Raw genomic sequence first — 17,205 nt, forward strand, 5'->3', positions numbered from 1 at the left:
AGGAGACCCACGTCATGGACGTCCCGCTCTGGCTCGCCCTGATCGTCGTCGGCGCCCTCGGCATCAAGCTCATCCGCCCGCCCTGGTGGCTTGTCGCCGTGATCCTCCTCGGCGGCTACCTCCTCGCCGACAGCTTCCTCGCCCCGATCGCCGACCCCATCACCAAGTAGGGAGACACCGCCATGTTCCGACCGCACATCCCGGTCAACCCGCTCCCGACCGGCATCGTCACCCCGCTTACCCAGACCGCCCCCACCACCGGCGTCGAGTCCCGCCACCAGTCCTCGCCCATGGTCGCCCCGCCGGCCGCCCCGACCCGGCCCACGGTCCAGCTCACCCCCGGCAGCGTTCTCGCCCTCGCCGCCGGCGGCGGTGCCGCGGTCCTGGTCGTCGGCGCCGTCCTCGTCTCGATGCTCCTCGCCGTCGCCATCACCGGCGTCTCCATCGCCCTGATCGCGGTGGTCCTGCGCCTGCTCATCAAGGACCTGCACAAGCACTGAACGGCCCCCGGGGCGGCCTCGGTCGCCAAACTTCCGCCGCCCCGGGCGCCTGCACCCATCCCAGATCCAACGGACCCGAATGGGAGAGCTTCATCATGCCCGAGCACACCCCTGCCCCGCGCGTCTGCCACCACTGCGACGGCTTCGCCACCGCCACCATCACCACCGGCCTGCTCACCGCCAGCGGCACCCGGGACACCATCCCCGTCCACTGCCCCGCCTGCCGAGGCCTGGGCCACACCGTCCCCGCCGCCCGCGTCCGCGTCGGGAGGTGACGGCTGTGGCTCTCCTCGACTGGCGCTCGCCCGAGCACTTCGACCACACCGGCGACAAGCCCTGCGTGATCTGCACCAAGCCCACCCCGCTTCGCTCCGACCGGGGCAAGCCCGTCCACAAGGTGTGCGCCGAGGAGTGGATCGACAACCACCCCACGAAGGAGGACGGCCAGTGAACACCGCCCTCCCCAACGGCCTGAAGGTGCTGGACCTGTTCTGCTGCCAGGGCGGAGCGGGCATGGGCTACCACCTCGCCGGCTTCGACGTCACCGGCGTCGACCTCGCCCCCCAGCCCCGCTACCCCTTCGACTTCGTCCAGGCCGACGCGATCGAGTACGTCTACGAGCAGGCCCTGAGTTCGACTTCATCCACGCCTCCCCGCCCTGCCAGCGCTACACCCTCGCCCAGCGCATCCAGAACCGCACCCACCCCGACCTCATCGCCCCCGTCCGCGCCGCGCTCGAAGCCACCGGCCGCCCCTGGGTGATCGAGAACGTCGAAGACGCCGCATCCCAGCTGCGTACCCCTGTCACCCTGTGCGCGGCCGCGTTCGGGATGCGGACCTACCGCCACCGGCTGTTCGAGACCGGCGGAGGCTTCGCCCTCACCCAGCCCCGCCACCGCCCCCACACCGCGCCCCTGACCAAGATGGGCCGCCCCCGCGCCGAGGGCCACTTCGCCCACTACGTCGGCAACTTCTCCGGCGTCCAGGAAGCCCGCACCGACATGGGCGTCCCCTGGATGAACCGCGACGGGATCCGCGAGTGCATCCCGCCGGCCTACACCGAACACATCGGCACCGCCCTGCTCGCCTCCCTCCTGGAGGTGGCTGCGTGACCGATGCCGCCACCCTGGCGGGCCTGGACCCGGCCACCCTGAGCGACCTGCTTCGGGTGGCCGGGGCTCCCGGTTTCGACCGCCTGACCGAGCAGATCCGCCGCACCGGCGGCTGCGCCGCCCCCATCCGACTGTCCGGCGGCACCAAGCTCCTCGACCCCGCCACCAAGACCGTGCTCCACGCCTACACCACCGACACCGAACCCGGCGGCGTCCTGCGCGTCGCCTGCGGCAACCGCCGCGCCTCCCGCTGCCCGGCCTGTGCCTGGACCTACGCCGGCGACACCTACCACCTCATCCGCGCCGGACTCGTCGGCGACCGGGCCAAGGGCACCCCCGAGACGATCCGCGACCATCCCCGCGTCTTCGCCACCCTCACCGCCCCGTCCTTCGGCCCCGTCCACAACCGCCCCGGCGCCCGCCCCTGCCGCTGCGGCGTCCGGCATACCGAGGACGCGCCCGAGCTGGGGACCCCGCTCGACCCGGACGGCTACGACTACGCGGGTGCGGTGCTGTGGAACAACCACGCCTCCGAGCTGTGGCGCTACTTCACGATCTACCTCCGCCGCGAGATCGCCGCCCGCGCCGGCCTCACCCAGAAGGCCGCCCGCGAACAGTCCCGGGTCTCCTTCGGCAAGGTCGCCGAGTACCAGAAGCGCGGGGCCGTCCACTTCCACGCCGTCATCCGCTTCGACGGACCCGACGGGCCCGAGTCCCCGCCGCCCGCCTGGGCGACGCTCGATCTCCTCACGGACTCCATCCGGGCCGCAGCCGCCCGCGTCCGCGTCGTCGTCCCTGCCGCCCCGGACCACGGGATCGCGGACGAGTGGGAGCTGCGGTGGGGCGAGCAGCTCGACGTCCAGCCCATCGGCGCCTTCGGGAACGGCGAAGAGCTGACGGAACAGGCGGTCGCCTCCTACGTCGCCAAGTACGCCACCAAAGCCGCCGAGACCACCGGCACCGTCGACCACCCCGTCGGCAACAAGGAGGCACTCGTCCTCCTCGGCGTCCCCGACCACCCCCGTCGGCTCATGGAAGCCTGTATGGACCTCGACCGCGCCTACCCCGACCGGCGACTGAGGGCCTGGGCTCACATGCTCGGCTTCCGCGGCCACTTCTCCACCAAGTCCCGCCGCTACTCCACCACCCTCGGCGCCTTACGCCAGATCCGCGCCGACTACCGCGCCGCCCAGCAACGCGCATCCCTCGGCCTGCCCGACCCCGACGAGAACCCGGAAGCCACCCTCCTCGTCATCGCCCACTGGTGCTACGCCGGCCACGGCCACACCCCCGGTGAGTCCTGGCTCGCCGCCAACATCCGCCGCGACATCCAGCACAACCGCGAGATCGCCCGCGAAGGCCTACACGACCAGCTCGCCCTGGAAGGAGACGTGTCCTGACCACCGCGACCGCCGAACTGCTGACCGTGCCCGAGGTCATGCAGCGGCTCAAGCTCGGGCGCTCGACCGTCTACGACCTGATCCGGTCCCGGCGGCTCGTCTCCATCACCATCGGCCGGGCCCGCCGGATCCCGGCTGACGCCGTCCGGGAGTTCATCGACCACGAGATCGAGGAGGCTGCCTGATGGCGACCCAGCGCAAGCGCAACCCCAACGGCGCCGGGGCCATCACCCAGCGCAAGGACGGACGGTTCCAGGCAGCCGTCTACGTCCTCCAGCCCGGCGGCACCCGCGCCCGGAAGTTCGCCTACGGCAAGACCTGGGCCGAATGCGACGTGAAGCGCCGGGAGCTGCTCGCCAAGGTGGACCAGGGCGTCCCCGTCCCCACCCGGTCGGCCAAGCTCTCCGAGTGGCTGCCGTACTGGCTCGACAACATCGTGAAGCCGCACCGCAAGCGCACCACCTTCGCCAAGTACGAGATCCACGTGCGGCTCTACCTCGTCCCGATGCTCGGCTCGAAGCGCCTGGAGTCGATGAGCGTGGCCGATGTCCGGCGGGCGCTGGGGCAGTTGCAGAAGAAGACCAGCGCGGCAACGGCCAAAGAGTCGCACCGGGTTCTGCGGACCGCCCTCACCGCTGCCTGCCGGGAAGAGCTGGTGAGCCGGAACGTGGCCACGCTTGTGGAGCCGCCCAAGGTCGACTCGCGGGAGATGGACCCCTGGACGCTCCAGGAAACGCTGGACTTCCTGGCGGCCGCCCGGACCGACCCGCTGTACCCGGCCTTCGTCATCGCCATCGCCCTCGGCTTTCGGCGCGGCGAGATCGTCGGGCTGCGGTGGGAGAACGTGGATCTCGACAAGCGTGAGATCCGGGTGCGGACCCAGCGGCAACGGGTCAGCGGGGAGGCGTACGAGGACGACCCCAAGGGACGTCGGCGCCGGCAGACGCTGCCCCTGCCCGGGATCTGTGTCGCTCCCTGCGCTGGCAGCGGATGAGGCAGGCCGCCCAGCGTGAGAAGGCAGGCGACGCCTGGCAGGAGACCGGATACGTCTTCACCACCCGGACCGGGCGGCCGATCGAGCCGCGGAACGTCTACCGGTCCTTCACCCGCGTGGCCAAGGACGCCGGACTGAGGGTGATCCGGCTGCATCACGCGCGCCACGGCACCGCGACCCTGTTGACCGCCGCCGGGGTCCCGCCTCGGGTCGTGATGGAGATCCTCGGGCACTCGCAGATCGCCGTCACGATGAACGTGTACACCCACGTCGTCCAGGACACCCAGCGCGAGGCCATCGGGCACATTGACCGGCTGCTCAGGCACCAACCTGTCAAAGCCTGACCGGACGCGCCTTGAGGGCCTCGCCTTAGACAGGCTGAGGCCCTCAAGTTGTTAGCGGGGCGGACAAAAAGATCTACTCTCGGGGAAGCTCGGGAGCCTTGTGCGGCTGGCCATCCGGTCCAGCTATCCGGTATTCCACCCCATCAAGTCGGAATGTCGGCTGGATATCTCCGACTTCCGCCGGGCACACCCGCACAGAGGCCCACTCACCCTGACTAATACCGGGTAGGCCCAAAGCCTTTGCGATCTCCCTATGCTGCCGCTGATATCCAAGGATAAGAATCCCCTCGTCACGGAGATCCAGTCTGGCATCGCGCACTCTCTTAGAGCTGTCCTCCTGGGAGGCCACCGTCTGAACCGTAGTGCGGTTTACCAGCGTCTGCTGTAGCCGACGGAAAAGCTCGTTGACTCGCTTCTGTCCGCTACTTGAAGAGGCAAATATGGCGTTCACCGCGTTCACGTCTGCTCGACGTAGCTCCATGAGCTGGTTCCGCGGATACTCGGCCTCCCTGACCAGCCACCTGATGGACACCTTAGCTGCCGCCCGGAAGGACCTCTTGCTGTCGCGGGTAGCTTTCGGCCTCAGCAGATCCGGCTGGGCCCGCACCACCCCGACACTGAACCTGGAAGTGCCTTCCGACGCTTGCATCACCAAGCATATTTTCCCCACGTTCTTTGGCGCGATCATCCAATCACCCGTCGCGCTGAATTTGGCGTCAACTTCGTGACCCGCGATCAGGTAATCAAGGTCGACCCCATGCCCGAAATCGAACTCTTCTCGCGCAAGAATCTCCGCCTTGGCGCCGAGGTAGGAACGCTCGACGTTGGCCACCTTTTCATCGAGGAAATCGTAGCGCCGGGTCCGCCGGCCATCCAGGATTTCGTCAACGGACCTACGGAACACTTGCCCAAAGCGGCCAGCGAGACTTCCCCGGCCTTTCTCTTTGATGGCCTCGATAACTTCATTCAGTGCCGGATCGAAGCCCGCACTGCCGTCAGCCGTGTCGGGCTCGTTGGCAGAGCCCCCGGCCACATCAAAAAGCAACCCGTCCGGCACAGTCCCCCCTAGCAGCGGATGATCTTCTGCCGTGATCCTAGGGCCCCGTGAGTGGCTGCCAGCAAGCAAGCGGGCTCGTCCTTCCCACCCAACCGGGAGGCCAGCTATTCCGGTCTGTCGTCGCATCGCGCCGGCAGCTTCTGCCGCTGCGCAGGCCACAGGACCGCCCCTGACCGTGCTCGTTGATGTCACGTGCGGATGCAGAAGGCCCCCAACCGTGATCGGTTGGGGGCCTTCGTGCTGGTGGGCGTGGACGGTTTCGAACCGCCGACATCTGCTTTGTAAGAGCAGCGCTCTACCCCTGAGCTACACACCCGTGGACGAGTGGACAGCCTACATGCAGGGCGGACCCCCCACGCAATCCCGTTCCCGTGGGGGAGAATGGACCGGGGCATGGGCGGACGCGGCACGGGAGAGGGATTGTGACGACGGCATCCCGGCGGTGGTTCGGTGGGCGGGACGAGAGTCGGCGGGCGGATGCGCAGGCGGCGAAGGACGCCGCGGCGGCCGCGTTCTACGAGCTGGACACCGCGCAGCGGGATCTGCGGATCTCCATCGAGACCATCGCCGCCGCCGACGGGTCTCCCGCGGCGCGGCAGGCCACCGAGGGGTTCGCCGCGCTCGGGCGGCGGATCGACGAGGTGAGCCGCGAGTACATCGAGGCCGTCGACGCGCACGACCTGGACCGGGTCGACCTGGAGGGCTCCGTCGCGCACCAGGCGCGGCAGCAGCTGACGCGGGCGCGGGACGAGCTGGTGCGGGTCAAGGGGGAGCTGGAGCGGTTCGCCCAGGGGCTGCAGCCGCTGCTGGACAAGGCGGAGACGCAGCTGGCCCGGGTGGCGCCCGCGCGGGAGCGGGCGAAGGCGGCGCTGCTGGCGGCGAGTGACGCGCTGGACGCGGTACGGGCCCGGGGGATGCGGGCCGACGACCTCGCGGCGCGGCTGGCGGCGCTGGGGCCGGAGCTGACGAAGCTGAACCAGGGCGCGGCCCGGCACGGGGTGCAGGAGACCGTGCAGCGCGCCGACCGGATCCTGCGGGACGCGGAGACCGTACGGGCGGAGGCCGAGCGGTTGCCGGAGCGGGCCGCGGAGATCGACCGGCGGCTGGTGAGCCTGCGGACCCGGGCGCAGGCGCTGCGCAACCGGGCGGACCGCGTGGATCCGGTCCTCAGCGAGCTGCGGCGGCGCTTCACTGCGGCCTGCTGGCAGGACCTCCAGCACGTCCCCGACCAGGCGGTACGCGATGTCGCGCGGGCCGAGGAGCGGCTCGGGGAGGCCGCCCGGGCGCGGGAGGAACAGCGCTGGGCCGACGTATCGGCGCTGGTCGAGGCAGTACGGGCCGCGCTGGACGCCACCGACGAGGCGGTGTCGGCCGCGCAGGACCGGCTCACGCGGCTGGAGGCGGTGGCGCGGGACCCCAGGGCGGAGGCGGAGCGGACCCGGTTCGCGATCCGGGACGCGCAGCGGCTGGCGATGGCCGGCCGGAGCGTGCCCGATCCGCGGCACGCGCGGCCGCTGGACGAGGCCGTGGCACGGATGGAGCGGGCGCTGGCCGCGCTGGAGGGACGGCACCCCGACTACTGGCACTTCCTCCAGGAGATGGAACAGGTCCGGGCGGCGGTGGGCCGGGTGGTGTCGGACATCCGCGACCGGCGCGGGGCCGGGTAGCCCCACCGGCGGGGGCGGGCAGACGCACAAGCGGCGAGCCGTTGCGTGGGCGCGGCGCGAGGGTGCACCCCGGCCGGGCTCGAGCCCAAACCGCGGGCGCGGCGCGACGGGAGCACCCCGGCCGGGCTCGGGGCCCTGACCGCGGGCGCGGCGCGGCGGTGACCCGCGGCCGGGCTCGGGGCCAGGACCACGGACGCGGCCGGGGTCCGGCGCTGCGCGGTTGTCCGGGTGGGGCCGGCGGCGGATGCTGGAACGGAGCAGAGGAGGGCGTTATGGCCGCCCGCATGTTCCACCGGCCCCGCACCCGCTACGCGCCGCCGCCCCTACCCCCCGTACGTCACGAGGCCTACGTGGCGCACGCGGCGTACGGGTGCACGCAGCCGCACGAGCACTACGCGCCCTACGTGCCCCACGAGCCGTACGGGCCGCCGCCCGAGCCGCGCGGCCCCCGCCTGGTGGAGCGTCTGCTGCACCCCGTCAACGCCCGGCTCGACGAGCACCTGCCCACGGACCACAAGCTCAGCAAGGTCTACCGGGTCGGCGCCGGCCTGACCGGTCTGCTGCTGATCGTCTTCGGGGTCCTCGGGCTGATAGACCGGATCGGCTTCTTCGACACCGGCGGCGACACGGTGCTGGCCCTGAACACCAACGGTGCGCTGAGCGTCCTGTCCATCTGCATCGGCGGGCTGCTGTTCGCCGGGATGGTGATCGGCGGGACCTTCGCCTCCACCCTGAACATCGTGCTCGGGCTGGCCTTCATCGCGAGCGGCTTCGTCAACCTCGCCCTGCTGGACTCCGGCCTGAACTTCCTGGCGTTCCGGATCCAGAACGTACTGTTCAGCTTCGTCGTCGGCGTGATGCTGATGTGGTTCGGGATGTACGGGCGGGTCGGCAGCGCCCTGCCGCACGACAATCCGTACTGGCGCGCCCGCCACCCCGACCAGGCGGCGCGCGAGCTGCGGGTCCGGGAGGGATTCCGGTCCGGCCGCGGCACTGCGTAGCCTGTGCTCATGCCTCGTTACGAATACCGCTGCCGGACCTGCGACGACACCTTTGAGGTCAGCCGGCCGATGGCCGAATCGTCCGCGCCCGCCGACTGCCCCTCCGGGCACGCCGACACCGTCAAGCTGCTCTCCGCCGTCGCCGTCGGCGGGACCAGCAGTGCTCCCGCGCCGGCCGGCGGGGGCGGCTGCTGCGGTGGGGGCGGCTGCTGCTGACTCCCCCGGGGCGGCTCAGCGCCTGCGCGAGAGGGTCAGGCCGTCGGAGATCGCCAGCAGGACGGACTCCATGCGGGGGTCGGCCATGGCGTGCTCGTTGAACGCGCGGACGCTCGCCCCCCGGCCGGTGGGTGACTCGTCGAGCACCGTGCCGTGGAACAGGGTGTTGTCGGTGACGATCAGGCCGCCCGGGCGCAGCCTCGGCACCAGCTCCTCCCAGTAGAGGATCTGGTTCTCCTTGTCCGCGTCCACGTACGCCATGTCGACGTGCGGCTCCGCCGGCATGGCGCGCAGGGTCTCCAGCGCGGGGGCGATGCGCAGCTCGATCCGGTCGGCGACGCCCGCCGTCCGCCACGCCTCGCGGGCGTACGCGGTCCACTCCTGCGACACGTCACAGGTCATCAGGCGCCCGTCCGCCGGGAGGGCCTGGGCCATGGACAGGGCGGAGAAGCCGGTGAAGGTGCCGACCTCCACGATGTGGCGGGCTCCGGTCAGCCGGACCAGGAAGGCCAGCAGCGGTCCCTGTTCCTCCGCGGACTGCATCCCGGCCGACTCGGGGAACTTCTCCCAGGTGGTCCTCACCAGCCCCCGCTGGACCTCGTCCAGCGGGGGGTTGTGGGCCAGGACGTACTGGTAGAGCTCGTCAGTGATCTTGGTGCTGTTGCCCTTGGTCATGCGGTCAGTGTCGCAACGGCCCGGCCGAATTCCCGGACGATCTGCTCGCCCGCCACGACTCCGGCCGCGCTCAGGGCCGTCACCGTGGGGGCGGTCCAGCCCGCGTCGGCCAGCTCCCCGTGCCCCGGCCGCCAGGCCCGGTCGGCCGCCAGCAGCAGGTCGGCGTCCAGCAGTGAGTCGCCGGCCGCGAGGGTCGTGGTGGCACCGGTGCGGCGGGCGATCTCCCGCATGGCGGCGCTCTTGGTCAGCGGCCGCGGAACGGCGTAGATCTTGCGGCCCTGGAGCGAGACCGTCCAGCCGCGCACCGCGCACCACTCCGTCAGGGCCTTGAGCCACTCCTCGGGCACCAGTGCCCGCTCGACGACCAGGTACGCGAAGAGGTCCTCCGCCACGCGCGTCTTGCGCAGCCACACCGGGTCGGATACGGCCAGCAGGTGCTGGTGCACCTCCTCCAGCGGGGCGCATTCCGCCGCGAGGCGTGCGGCCACCGCGCGCCGCCAGTCCCGGTCCGGTACGCCGTCCACCAGCAGCTGGCCGCCGTTGGCGCAGATCGCGTACCGGGCCGCCGGGCCGGGGAAGCGGATCCGCTGGTACTGCTTGCGCGTGCGGGTGGTGGTCGGGACGAACACCGCCCCCGGGTCGGCGGCCAGCCCGGCGAGCAGTGCCGCCGCCGTCTCCGTCATGTAGGACAGCGGCCTGCTCTCGTGCACCTCGACGCACAGCAGCCGGGGCGCTTCCGGGTCGGGCATGGTCAGGGCGAGGGCGGCCGACGAGTAGATGAGCGTGCGGTCGAGGTCACTGGCTACGAGGACGGTCACTTGGAGGCCACGGCCTTTCCGTCGGCGCCCGTGGCGCCGCGCGTGAAGCGCGGGTGGATCAGTCCCACGCACATGTAGGGCAGGTCGTCGACCTCCTCGACCGGCACGCCGCGCTGTTCGGCGAGCAGGCGTACGTGGTCCAGGTCGGAGCCGGCTCCGCGCTGGGCCAGGATCTTCCACGGCACGCGGCGCAGCAGCACCCGGGTGGTCTCGCCGACGCCCGGCTTGACCAGGTTCACGTCGTGGATGCCGTACTCCTCGCTGATCCGTTCCACCGCCGCCCAGCCCGCCCAGGTCGGGGTGCGGTCGGCGGCGAGGAGTTCCTTCACCTCGGCGGCGACCGTGTCGGCGACCTCGTCGAAGCGGGCGGCCACGGTGTCGACGAAGGCGGCGGAGACGTCGGCGCCGGCCAGCTCCCGGTAGAACTTCGCGCCGTGGAAGTCGCGGGGGCCGACCAGGTCGGACCTGAGCACCGTACGCGAGACGAGTCCGGAAACGGTGGAATTCAGGCAGGCGGAGGGGATCAGGAAGTCCTCGCGGGTGCCGTACGTGTCCACGCAGGACCCGGGGTCGGCGAGGACGACGATCTCCGGGTCGAAGCCCTCGAAGCCGGCCAGGGCCTCCCGCAGCTCGCGGGTGATGGCGCCCTTGCCGGTCCAGCCGTCGACGAAGACGACGTCGGCGGGGTCGTGGTGGGCGGCGAGCCAGCGCAGGGCGTTGGCGTCGATGCCGCGGCCGCGCACGATGGAGACGGCGTAGTGCGGCAGGTCCAGGCCGTGCCGGGCGCGGGCCCAGCGGCGCATCAGCACGCCGACGGGGGTGCCGGCGCGGGCCAGGGAGACCAGCACGGGCGAGGGGGAGCGCTCGGCGAGCACGGTCTCGGTGACGGTGCCGACGGCACGGGCGATCCGCGCGGCCGAGGCGTCCAGGGCGCTGCGGTACAGCTCCTGGTACTGCGGCGAGGGCTGGTACTCGACGGGCAGGGACTCGGCGTAGTGGGCGCCGCCCGCCTGGATGGCCTCCTCGCGTTCCTCGGTCGGGGCCTCCAGCCGCACGCCGGAGAGGTCCTGGAGGAGCCAGCCGACGTCCTCGGGTGCGTACGAGGAGAAGGCCGGTCCCCGCAGCGGTTCGGGCAGCGGCGGCTCGGTCACGGTCGGCTCCTGCCGGTCGGGTACGTAGGACGGGACGACGGCCAGGACGACCCGGCCGGTGTGCGGGGCGAGCCGGGCGAGCAGTCCCGCGTGGAGCCGGGGCGTGTCCCCGGCGGAGTCGACGACGGCGACGACGGCGTCGAAACCGGCGCCGGCGACGTTGTAGGCGTAGCGGTCCCCGGGCCCGTCGGCGGGGGCGTCGTGGGCCGGGAAGACCAGCCGGGTCCGGATCGCGTAGCCGGGGTCGTCCACGGCGAGCACGGGCGAACGGGTGGTGGTGGAGAACCGCACCTCGCGGGCCGCACCGGATTCCTCCAGGGCCCGCGCGAGGCGCAGCGGCGCGTACATCAGCTCCTCGTTGCCGAGTACGAGGACCTTCCCGGGCCGCTCGCCCAGCGCGCCGGCGAGCCGCGCGGCCATGGCGGGCAGGGCGGCTTCCAGCGTTTCGCGGTGCGCGGGGGTGAAGCCGTGGCGGCCGCCGTCCGGCAGCCCCGCGGGCCAGCCGAGCCGGACCCGGGTGACCGCCGGCGCACCGCCCGGCCCGGACCCGGTGCCGGCACCGGCTCCGGCTCCGGCTCCGGCATCGGCATCGGCTCCCGCTCCGGCACCGGCACCCGCTCCGGCGGCCTCGTGCTCCTCCACCAGGGCCCGCCCCTTGGCCAGGACCCCGTCCGGGAGGGAGACCGTCCCGGACGCCAGGGCGATCAGGTCGACGCGCGCACCGAGTTCGGCGGCGAAGGCGGTCAGGCGGTCGCGGTCGGCGGCCGAGCGCATGTCGACGAGGGCGACGACCACGTAGTGCGGGCGGGGGTGGCGGGCGTGGAGGTCGCGGATGGTGTTCAGGACGGTGTTGCCGGTGGAGAACTCGTCGTCGACCAGGACCAGCGGCCCCTGTCCGGCGAGCAGCGCGGGATCCTCGGGCAGCAGGAGGTGCGAGGTGGCGTGCGAGTGGGCCTCCTCGAACCCGCCGGCGGGCCGCAGCCCCGCCACCGGGCGCCGCGTGGAGTGCAGGTAGGAGGCGGGGCCCAGACCGTCGGCGACGCAGTGGCCGAGGCCGGTGGCGGTTTCGGCGTAGCCGAGGACCACCGCGGCGGCGGCGGATTCCCCGAGCAGCTCGCGGACCCGTACGCCCAGCCCGTGGCCGGCGGCGTACACGGCCGCGGGCGACTGCGGGACGTGTTTGCCCAGGACCCGCGAGACGAGCAGGTGCGCCCGCTTCGGATTGCGCCGCAGGGCCAGCCCGAGCAGCTCCTCCAGCCGCGGCGACGTCTCGCCGGCGGTTTGGCTCAGCTCCACGCCCAGCCGCTCGGCGACCCAGGTTCCCGACCACACCGTGTCGATGGTCTTGCCCTTCCTCGTCATGGCCGGCCGGCTCACACCTGGAGCCCGGCCGTCAGGAGGTCGACGAAGCCGACCTCCTCCTTCGCCACACCGAAGACCTCGGCGCGCAGCATGGTGCGCTCGGCCCAGGCCCGGTGGGGCTTCACCTCGTTCATCTTGTTCGTGTAGGCGGAGCGCATCACGCCGCCGCCTCCGCGCTCGGGGCGCAGGATGTCCTGGGCGTCGCTGAACTCCTCGTGGGAGACCACCGACAGCGCGTGCACCGGCGTGACGTGGGCCGGGTGGATGCAGGTCTTGCCGAGCAGCCCGTTGGCGCGGTCGAGCTCGATCTCGCGCAGCAGCCCGTCGAGGTCGTGTTCGATCAGGGCGGTGCGCAGTTCCTCCACGCCCTCCTCCAGGAAGGGGCTGCGGCGCAGCTGCGGCTTGAAGAGGCGCTGCTGGCTGCGGAAGTACTCCCAGACGGGGCCGGTGACGGTGAAGCCGGTGCCGTCGGCGCGGCTGAGGACGTTGACGACGTCGGCGATGACCCCGGCGACGATCTGGACGTCGTAGGCGGTCATGTCGGGGGTGCGGCGCAGTCCGTAGAGGGAGCAGAAGTCGGTGACGCCCAGGCGCAGGGCGAGGACCCGCTCGCGGTAGCGGTTGACGGTGCGCGAGATGCCGGCGAGGGCCTCGACCCGGGTTTCGAGGTGGAGGAGGTCGGGGGTCTCCAGGACCGGCATGGCGTACAGCCGGGGCAGTCCGGCGGCCGCCTCGGCCTGGGAGACGGCGTCCAGGAAGGCCGTTCCACGGCTTTCGGTGAACTTCGGTAGTACGAATCCGGCCAGGTTGTGCACCGAACCGCCGAGCCGCCGGACGAGATCGGGTATCTGCTCGGGGGTGCGGACGCGGATGAAGAGGAGCGGCAGCCCTGCGGGGCCCGCCCCTTCGGCGTCGAGGGCCTCGAACTGCCGGACGAGGTTCTCCTCGCCGTCCACCACGTCGGCGTCGCTGATGGAATCCTCCAGGCAGAGGACCATGGAGACGACGCCCCGGCCGGCCTGCTTGCGGATGTCCTCGGCCAGCTTGGGCCGGATGGCCGGGCTGTAGAGGGTCGCTCCGAGGGCGGCGGCCAGGGTGCGGGCCGGGGAGGCCAGGGTGAACTCGGCCGGCTCCTGGTGGAAGAGGTCCTTTCGGACGGTGGGCGATATGTGCCCGAAGTGACGCATGTGCTTCCCCCGTACTGCCTCGGCGGCCCAACTGGCGTGGCCGGTAATAGTACGTACGAACGCGAGTCAAGAGTTCCTCAAGCACATGAAGTTCAGGTAACCCTCTTGCACCATGCCCAGCTCCCGCTCCCGGGACAAGGCCCTACGGGGGGCCGCATTGTCCCGGTCGCCCCCGGGAGGGCAGGATGACGGGCATGACGCACGCGATGCAGAAGGGCTCCAACATCCCGGTGACCGCCACGGCGGTACGGGCGGTACTGCGCTGGACCACCGGACCCGAGGTGCCGGACGTGGACGCCTCCGCGCTGCTCGTGGGAGCGGACGGGCGCGTGCGCTCGGACGAGGACTTCGTGTTCTACAACCAGCCCCGGCACCCCTCGGGGTCCGTGTGGCGCCTGGGCAAGAAGCAGGTGGGCAACGCGGTCACCGACGCCGTCCAGGCGGACCTGCGTGCCGTTCCCCCCGCCGTGGACCGGGTCCTGGTGGTGGCCTCCGCCGAAGACGTGCCCTTCGAGCAGGTCCGTGACCTGCGCATCCAGCTGTACGACGCCACCCCGGGCGGTGCTCCCGAGCCGCTGGCCCACTTCGACGTCCGCCCGGAGACCGGCGCCGAGACGGCGCTGATCTGCGGGGAGCTGTACCGCCGGGGCGAGGGGTGGAAGTTCCGCGCCCTGGGCGAGGGCTACTCCGACGGCCTGGTGGGGCTGGCCACCGACCACGGCATCTCCGTCGACGAGAACGCCGCCGAGGCGGCCGGCTCCGCCGCGGAGGCGGCCCCGGCCACCGCCCCGGCCCCCGGGTCGGAGCGGACCGCCGCCATGCGCCCCCCGGTGCCGGCTCCGGTCACGCAGGCCCCGCCGGCGGCCCCGCCCGCCTACGGCTACCCGCAGCCGGTGTCCCCCGCCCCGGTGCCGGCCCCGGGCGGCGACCCGTCCTTCCGGATGCCGGTGCAGGGTCCGCAGTTCATCCGCCGCTGACCGGGCGGGGGCCGGGCCGGTGCCGGTCGGGGGCCGCGTTCAGGCCTTGGTGCTCTTGTAGCCCCGGCCCCACTGGAGCCCCCAGCCGTACAGCCGGTCCAGCTCGGCCTGGAACCCGTACACGAACCTCACCTCGCGGCGGACGAGCAGCTCGCCCTTGACGTTCTCCAGGGAGAGGACCGCGCAGGAGCGGGCCTGCGGGTGCCGCTCGTCCAGGGGGATCTCGATCCTGGGTCCGGCGGTCGGGTAGAGGGTGACCAGGGCGTGGGTCCGGTCGAAGGCCGGGGTCTGGTCGTAGATGTAGACGAAGACGAGGAGCCGTTTGATCTCGTCGGCGTGGTCGAGGTTGATGTACAGGGTCTCCCCCGAGCCCGAGCCGAACCGGTCGTCGCCGCTGAGCTTCACGTACGGCGGGTCGTTGAGGTCGCCGAGGAGGTTGCCCAGGGGCTGCACGGCGCCCCGGGTGCCGTCGGTCAGCTCGTAGAGACAGCCCATGTCGAGGTCCACGTTGACCATGCCCTGGGTGTGGGCCTGCACGATGTCCGGTTTGAAGAGTTTGAACGGATGCCGCAGGAGCCGGCCGCTCTGGCCGGAGCGGCCGCCGAAGTCGGAGGTGCGCATCCGCCAGGAGAGGTTCACGCGCATGTTGCCGTGGACGGCCTGCTGTTTGGTGAGCGACACCGTCGGGTGCCGTTTGGTCAGCTCGATGGCGTTCGACGAGGCGTTGCCCGAGTCGAAGCCCATGGCGCGAGCGCCCCTGATCCCGTCGAAGAACCCCATGTGTTCCAACCCCCCGGGTCGGTCGGTGCGGACATGCGGCGGGGCGGCCGCGCGGTCCAGTGGATCCGCGCGGCCGCCCCGTCGTTACTGGAAGCGTTCCGCAATCAGCGCCGGGTCACACCCCGGCTCCGACCTCCGCGGCGCTGTCGCCGCCCTCGGCCGCCAGCCGCTTGTTGCGGCGCACGGAGGACCAGAAGGACCAGGCGATGAGCAGGACGCCGACGAGGCCGGTGATGACCTCGTGGATCTCGTACTGGATGGTGACGAGCAGGATCACGGCGAGGGCGCCGATCGCGTAGTGCGCGCCGTGCTCCAGGTAGACGTAGTCGTCGAGGGTGCCCTGGCGGACCAGGTAGACCGTGAGCGACCGGACGTACATGGCACCGATGCCGAGGCCGAGGGCCATGAGCACGATGTCGTTGGTGATGGCGAAGGCGCCGATGACGCCGTCGAAGGAGAAGGAGGCGTCGAGGACCTCGAGGTAGAGGAACATGAAGAACGCGGCCTTGCCGGCCATGGCGACGGCCGAGACGGGCTTGCCGCTCTTCTTGGCCGCTTCCTCCGCCTCGTGCTCGGCCTCCTCCTCTTCCTCGAGCTTGTTCTCGAAGTAGCCGGAGAGACCGCCGACGACCATGTACGTGATCAGGCCGAGGACGCCGGAGATCAGGACGGTCTGCGCCTTGTCCACGTGGGTCCCGCCGTGCTGGTGGGCGTGGGCGGCGAAGGTCAGCGAGGTGATGACCAGGACGATCAGCGCGATGCACGCGGACAGCATGTCGATCTTGCCGAGCTTGGCGAGCGGGCGCTCGAGCCAGGCGAGCCACTTGATGTCACGGTCCTCGAAGATGAAGTCGAGGAAGATCATCAGCAGGAACATGCCGCCGAAGGCGGCGATGGACGGGTGGGCGTCCGTGACCAGCTGCTTGTACATGTCCTTGTCGGTCATCGCCAGATCGACGGCCTCGATGGGGCCGATCTTGGCGCTGATCGCCACGATGACCACCGGGAAGACCAGGCGCATGCCGAACACGGCGATGAGGACACCGACGGTGAGGAAGATCTTCTGCCAGAAGGCATTCATCTTCTTCAGGATTCCGGCGTTGACCACCGCGTTGTCGAAAGACAGCGAGATCTCGAGGATCGACAGGATCGCCACGATCCCAAAAGCGGTCCACCCCCCGTAGAACACCGCTGCGACCAGACCGAGCGCAGTGACTGCGAACGACCAGCCGAAGGTTTTGAGAACCACTGGCACCCCATCGTGTTGTACGGCTTTACGAAACGTTGACCCCGAAGTCTAGAGCGATGCCCCGCAGCCCCGACGCGTACCCCTGCCCTACCGCCCGGAACTTCCATTCCCCGCCGTACCGGTAGACCTCACCGAAGATCATCGCCGTCTCGCTGGAGGCGTCCTCGGTCAGGTCGTAGCGGGCCAGTTCCTGGTCGTCGGCCATGTTCACCACGCGGATGAAGGCGTTGCTCACCTGGCCGAAGCTCTGGCGGCGCGCGTCCGCCTCGTGGATCGAGACCGGGAAGACGATCTTGTCGACCTGGGCGGGCACCTTCGTGAGGTCGATGATGATCGACTCGTCGTCGCCGTCACCCTCGCCGGTGAGGTTGTCCCCGGTGTGTTCGACGGAGCCCTCGGGGCTCTTGAGGTTGTTGTAGAAGACGAAGTACTCGTCCCCCAGCACCCGGCCGCTGTTGCACAGCAGTGCGCTGGCGTCGAGGTCGAAGTCGGCCCCCGTGGTCGAGCGCGCGTCCCATCCGAGACCGATCAGAACCCGGGTGAGGTTCGGTGCGGCCTTGGACAGGGAGACGTTGCCCCCCTTGGCGAGTGTGACGCCCATGATGTGGTCCTCCCCGTACGACGTGGTGGTGGTGGCCGAGCCACCCGCTCATGGTGGCAAAGCCGGTCCGGCGCCGTACACAGAGGTGCACGGCGCCGGACGGACGAACTGCTC

The 17,205-nt window shown here is 71.2% G+C and carries 18 protein-coding genes, 1 tRNA gene and 2 pseudogenes; 12 read left to right on the plus strand and 9 right to left on the minus strand.

Annotated elements, in window-relative coordinates:
* Window positions 1-14: 14 nt before the first annotated feature.
* The 8 genes and pseudogenes from ACZ514_RS29065 (at window position 15) to ACZ514_RS29100 (ending at window position 4,350) form a co-directional block, all read left to right on the plus strand.
* Entirely contained in the window at window positions 15-170 is a 156-nt protein-coding gene (locus ACZ514_RS29065; RefSeq protein ID WP_468622570.1) for a hypothetical protein, read from the plus strand.
* Window positions 171-182: 12 nt separating this feature from the next.
* Window positions 183-500, plus strand: a complete 318-nt coding sequence (locus tag ACZ514_RS29070; protein ID WP_469114042.1) for a SpdD-like protein — start codon at window positions 183-185, stop codon at window positions 498-500.
* Between the two features lie 95 nt (window positions 501-595).
* Window positions 596-775, plus strand: a complete 180-nt coding sequence (locus ACZ514_RS29075; RefSeq protein WP_468622574.1) for a hypothetical protein — start codon at window positions 596-598, stop codon at window positions 773-775.
* Window positions 776-780: 5 nt separating this feature from the next.
* Window positions 781-951 (plus strand): hypothetical protein, encoded by a 171-nt coding sequence (locus ACZ514_RS29080; RefSeq protein WP_468622575.1) that lies wholly within the window; start codon window positions 781-783, stop codon window positions 949-951.
* A 62-nt stretch (window positions 952-1,013) separates the two neighbouring features.
* Window positions 1,014-1,612, plus strand: a pseudogene (locus tag ACZ514_RS29085) (SAM-dependent methyltransferase).
* A complete protein-coding gene (repSA, locus tag ACZ514_RS29090; RefSeq protein WP_469126073.1) occupies window positions 1,609-3,012 on the plus strand; it encodes a replication initiator protein RepSA in 1,404 nt (467 codons plus the stop codon). Before ACZ514_RS29085 ends, repSA begins: the two are co-directional and overlap by 4 nt.
* A complete protein-coding gene (locus tag ACZ514_RS29095; RefSeq protein WP_344333450.1) occupies window positions 3,009-3,197 on the plus strand; it encodes a helix-turn-helix domain-containing protein in 189 nt (62 codons plus the stop codon). The genes repSA and ACZ514_RS29095 overlap by 4 nt, the downstream gene beginning before the upstream one ends.
* Window positions 3,197-4,350 (plus strand): annotated as a pseudogene (locus ACZ514_RS29100) (tyrosine-type recombinase/integrase). The gene ACZ514_RS29095 and the pseudogene ACZ514_RS29100 overlap by 1 nt, the downstream one beginning before the upstream one ends.
* A 73-nt stretch (window positions 4,351-4,423) precedes the next feature.
* Here ACZ514_RS29100 and ACZ514_RS29105 read toward each other — a convergent pair.
* Both ACZ514_RS29105 and ACZ514_RS29110 read right to left on the minus strand, forming a co-directional pair.
* Window positions 4,424-5,476, minus strand: coding sequence for a NaeI family type II restriction endonuclease (locus tag ACZ514_RS29105; RefSeq protein WP_469126074.1), 1,053 nt, complete (start codon window positions 5,474-5,476; stop codon window positions 4,424-4,426).
* Between the two features lie 172 nt (window positions 5,477-5,648).
* Window positions 5,649-5,723, minus strand: a tRNA-Val gene (locus ACZ514_RS29110).
* A 106-nt stretch (window positions 5,724-5,829) separates the two neighbouring features.
* Between ACZ514_RS29110 and ACZ514_RS29115 the strand changes: the two genes are divergently transcribed.
* The 3 genes from ACZ514_RS29115 to ACZ514_RS29125 all read left to right on the plus strand — a co-directional run bounded on the left by ACZ514_RS29115 (window position 5,830) and on the right by ACZ514_RS29125 (window position 8,291).
* Entirely contained in the window at window positions 5,830-7,074 is a 1,245-nt protein-coding gene (locus ACZ514_RS29115) for a hypothetical protein (RefSeq protein ID WP_468171441.1), read from the plus strand.
* 272 nt (window positions 7,075-7,346) lie between these two features.
* Window positions 7,347-8,075 (plus strand): DUF4383 domain-containing protein, encoded by a 729-nt coding sequence (locus ACZ514_RS29120; protein WP_469126075.1) that lies wholly within the window; start codon window positions 7,347-7,349, stop codon window positions 8,073-8,075.
* Between the two features lie 9 nt (window positions 8,076-8,084).
* Entirely contained in the window at window positions 8,085-8,291 is a 207-nt protein-coding gene (locus tag ACZ514_RS29125) for an FmdB family zinc ribbon protein (RefSeq protein WP_467893756.1), read from the plus strand.
* Window positions 8,292-8,306: 15 nt separating this feature from the next.
* On the opposite strand, the gene ACZ514_RS29130 is transcribed toward ACZ514_RS29125, so the two are convergent.
* Genes ACZ514_RS29130 through ACZ514_RS29145 form a run of 4 tightly spaced genes read right to left on the minus strand, consistent with a single transcriptional unit; the run spans window position 8,307 to window position 13,484 of the window.
* Complete coding sequence (locus ACZ514_RS29130) at window positions 8,307-8,966, minus strand: O-methyltransferase (protein WP_469126076.1); 660 nt, start codon at window positions 8,964-8,966, stop codon at window positions 8,307-8,309.
* Window positions 8,963-9,784: an HAD family hydrolase gene (locus tag ACZ514_RS29135; protein WP_468171450.1), complete on the minus strand. Its 822-nt coding sequence runs from the start codon at window positions 9,782-9,784 to the stop codon at window positions 8,963-8,965. The genes ACZ514_RS29130 and ACZ514_RS29135 overlap by 4 nt, the downstream gene beginning before the upstream one ends.
* Window positions 9,781-12,297, minus strand: coding sequence for a phosphoribosyltransferase (locus tag ACZ514_RS29140; protein WP_469126077.1), 2,517 nt, complete (start codon window positions 12,295-12,297; stop codon window positions 9,781-9,783). The genes ACZ514_RS29135 and ACZ514_RS29140 overlap by 4 nt, the downstream gene beginning before the upstream one ends.
* An 11-nt stretch (window positions 12,298-12,308) precedes the next feature.
* Window positions 12,309-13,484: an HpcH/HpaI aldolase/citrate lyase family protein gene (locus tag ACZ514_RS29145; protein WP_469126078.1), complete on the minus strand. Its 1,176-nt coding sequence runs from the start codon at window positions 13,482-13,484 to the stop codon at window positions 12,309-12,311.
* Between the two features lie 185 nt (window positions 13,485-13,669).
* Between ACZ514_RS29145 and ACZ514_RS29150 the strand changes: the two genes are divergently transcribed.
* Window positions 13,670-14,461 carry a TerD family protein gene (locus ACZ514_RS29150; RefSeq protein ID WP_468699630.1) on the plus strand — a complete coding sequence of 264 codons (792 nt, stop codon included), beginning with the start codon at window positions 13,670-13,672 and terminating at the stop codon, window positions 14,459-14,461.
* Between the two features lie 39 nt (window positions 14,462-14,500).
* On the opposite strand, the gene ACZ514_RS29155 is transcribed toward ACZ514_RS29150, so the two are convergent.
* The 3 genes from ACZ514_RS29155 to ACZ514_RS29165 all read right to left on the minus strand — a co-directional run bounded on the left by ACZ514_RS29155 (window position 14,501) and on the right by ACZ514_RS29165 (window position 17,091).
* Window positions 14,501-15,241 (minus strand): TerD family protein, encoded by a 741-nt coding sequence (locus ACZ514_RS29155; RefSeq protein ID WP_468699631.1) that lies wholly within the window; start codon window positions 15,239-15,241, stop codon window positions 14,501-14,503.
* Between the two features lie 115 nt (window positions 15,242-15,356).
* Window positions 15,357-16,490, minus strand: a complete 1,134-nt coding sequence (locus ACZ514_RS29160; protein WP_468171465.1) for a DUF475 domain-containing protein — start codon at window positions 16,488-16,490, stop codon at window positions 15,357-15,359.
* Between the two features lie 25 nt (window positions 16,491-16,515).
* Complete coding sequence (locus ACZ514_RS29165; protein WP_388936147.1) at window positions 16,516-17,091, minus strand: TerD family protein; 576 nt, start codon at window positions 17,089-17,091, stop codon at window positions 16,516-16,518.
* Window positions 17,092-17,205: the final 114 nt, after the last annotated feature.

The organism is Streptomyces sp. NPDC034086, assembly GCF_055575515.1.

Excerpts from the sequence above, each read along its gene's own strand:
- ACZ514_RS29065 (WP_468622570.1), top strand. The coding sequence starts at position 15 with ATGGACGTCCCGCTCTGGCTCGCCCTGATCGTCGTCGGCGCCCTCGGC.
- ACZ514_RS29070 (WP_469114042.1), top strand. The coding sequence starts at position 183 with ATGTTCCGACCGCACATCCCGGTCAACCCGCTCCCGACCGGCATCGTC.
- ACZ514_RS29075 (WP_468622574.1), top strand. The coding sequence starts at position 596 with ATGCCCGAGCACACCCCTGCCCCGCGCGTCTGCCACCACTGCGACGGC.
- ACZ514_RS29120 (WP_469126075.1), top strand. The coding sequence starts at position 7,347 with ATGGCCGCCCGCATGTTCCACCGGCCCCGCACCCGCTACGCGCCGCCG.
- ACZ514_RS29125 (WP_467893756.1), top strand. The coding sequence starts at position 8,085 with ATGCCTCGTTACGAATACCGCTGCCGGACCTGCGACGACACCTTTGAG.
- ACZ514_RS29130 (WP_469126076.1), bottom strand. The coding sequence starts at position 8,966 with ATGACCAAGGGCAACAGCACCAAGATCACTGACGAGCTCTACCAGTAC.
- ACZ514_RS29140 (WP_469126077.1), bottom strand. The coding sequence starts at position 12,297 with ATGACGAGGAAGGGCAAGACCATCGACACGGTGTGGTCGGGAACCTGG.
- ACZ514_RS29145 (WP_469126078.1), bottom strand. The coding sequence starts at position 13,484 with ATGCGTCACTTCGGGCACATATCGCCCACCGTCCGAAAGGACCTCTTC.
- ACZ514_RS29150 (WP_468699630.1), top strand. The coding sequence starts at position 13,670 with ATGACGGGCATGACGCACGCGATGCAGAAGGGCTCCAACATCCCGGTG.
- ACZ514_RS29155 (WP_468699631.1), bottom strand. The coding sequence starts at position 15,241 with ATGGGGTTCTTCGACGGGATCAGGGGCGCTCGCGCCATGGGCTTCGAC.
- ACZ514_RS29165 (WP_388936147.1), bottom strand. The coding sequence starts at position 17,091 with ATGGGCGTCACACTCGCCAAGGGGGGCAACGTCTCCCTGTCCAAGGCC.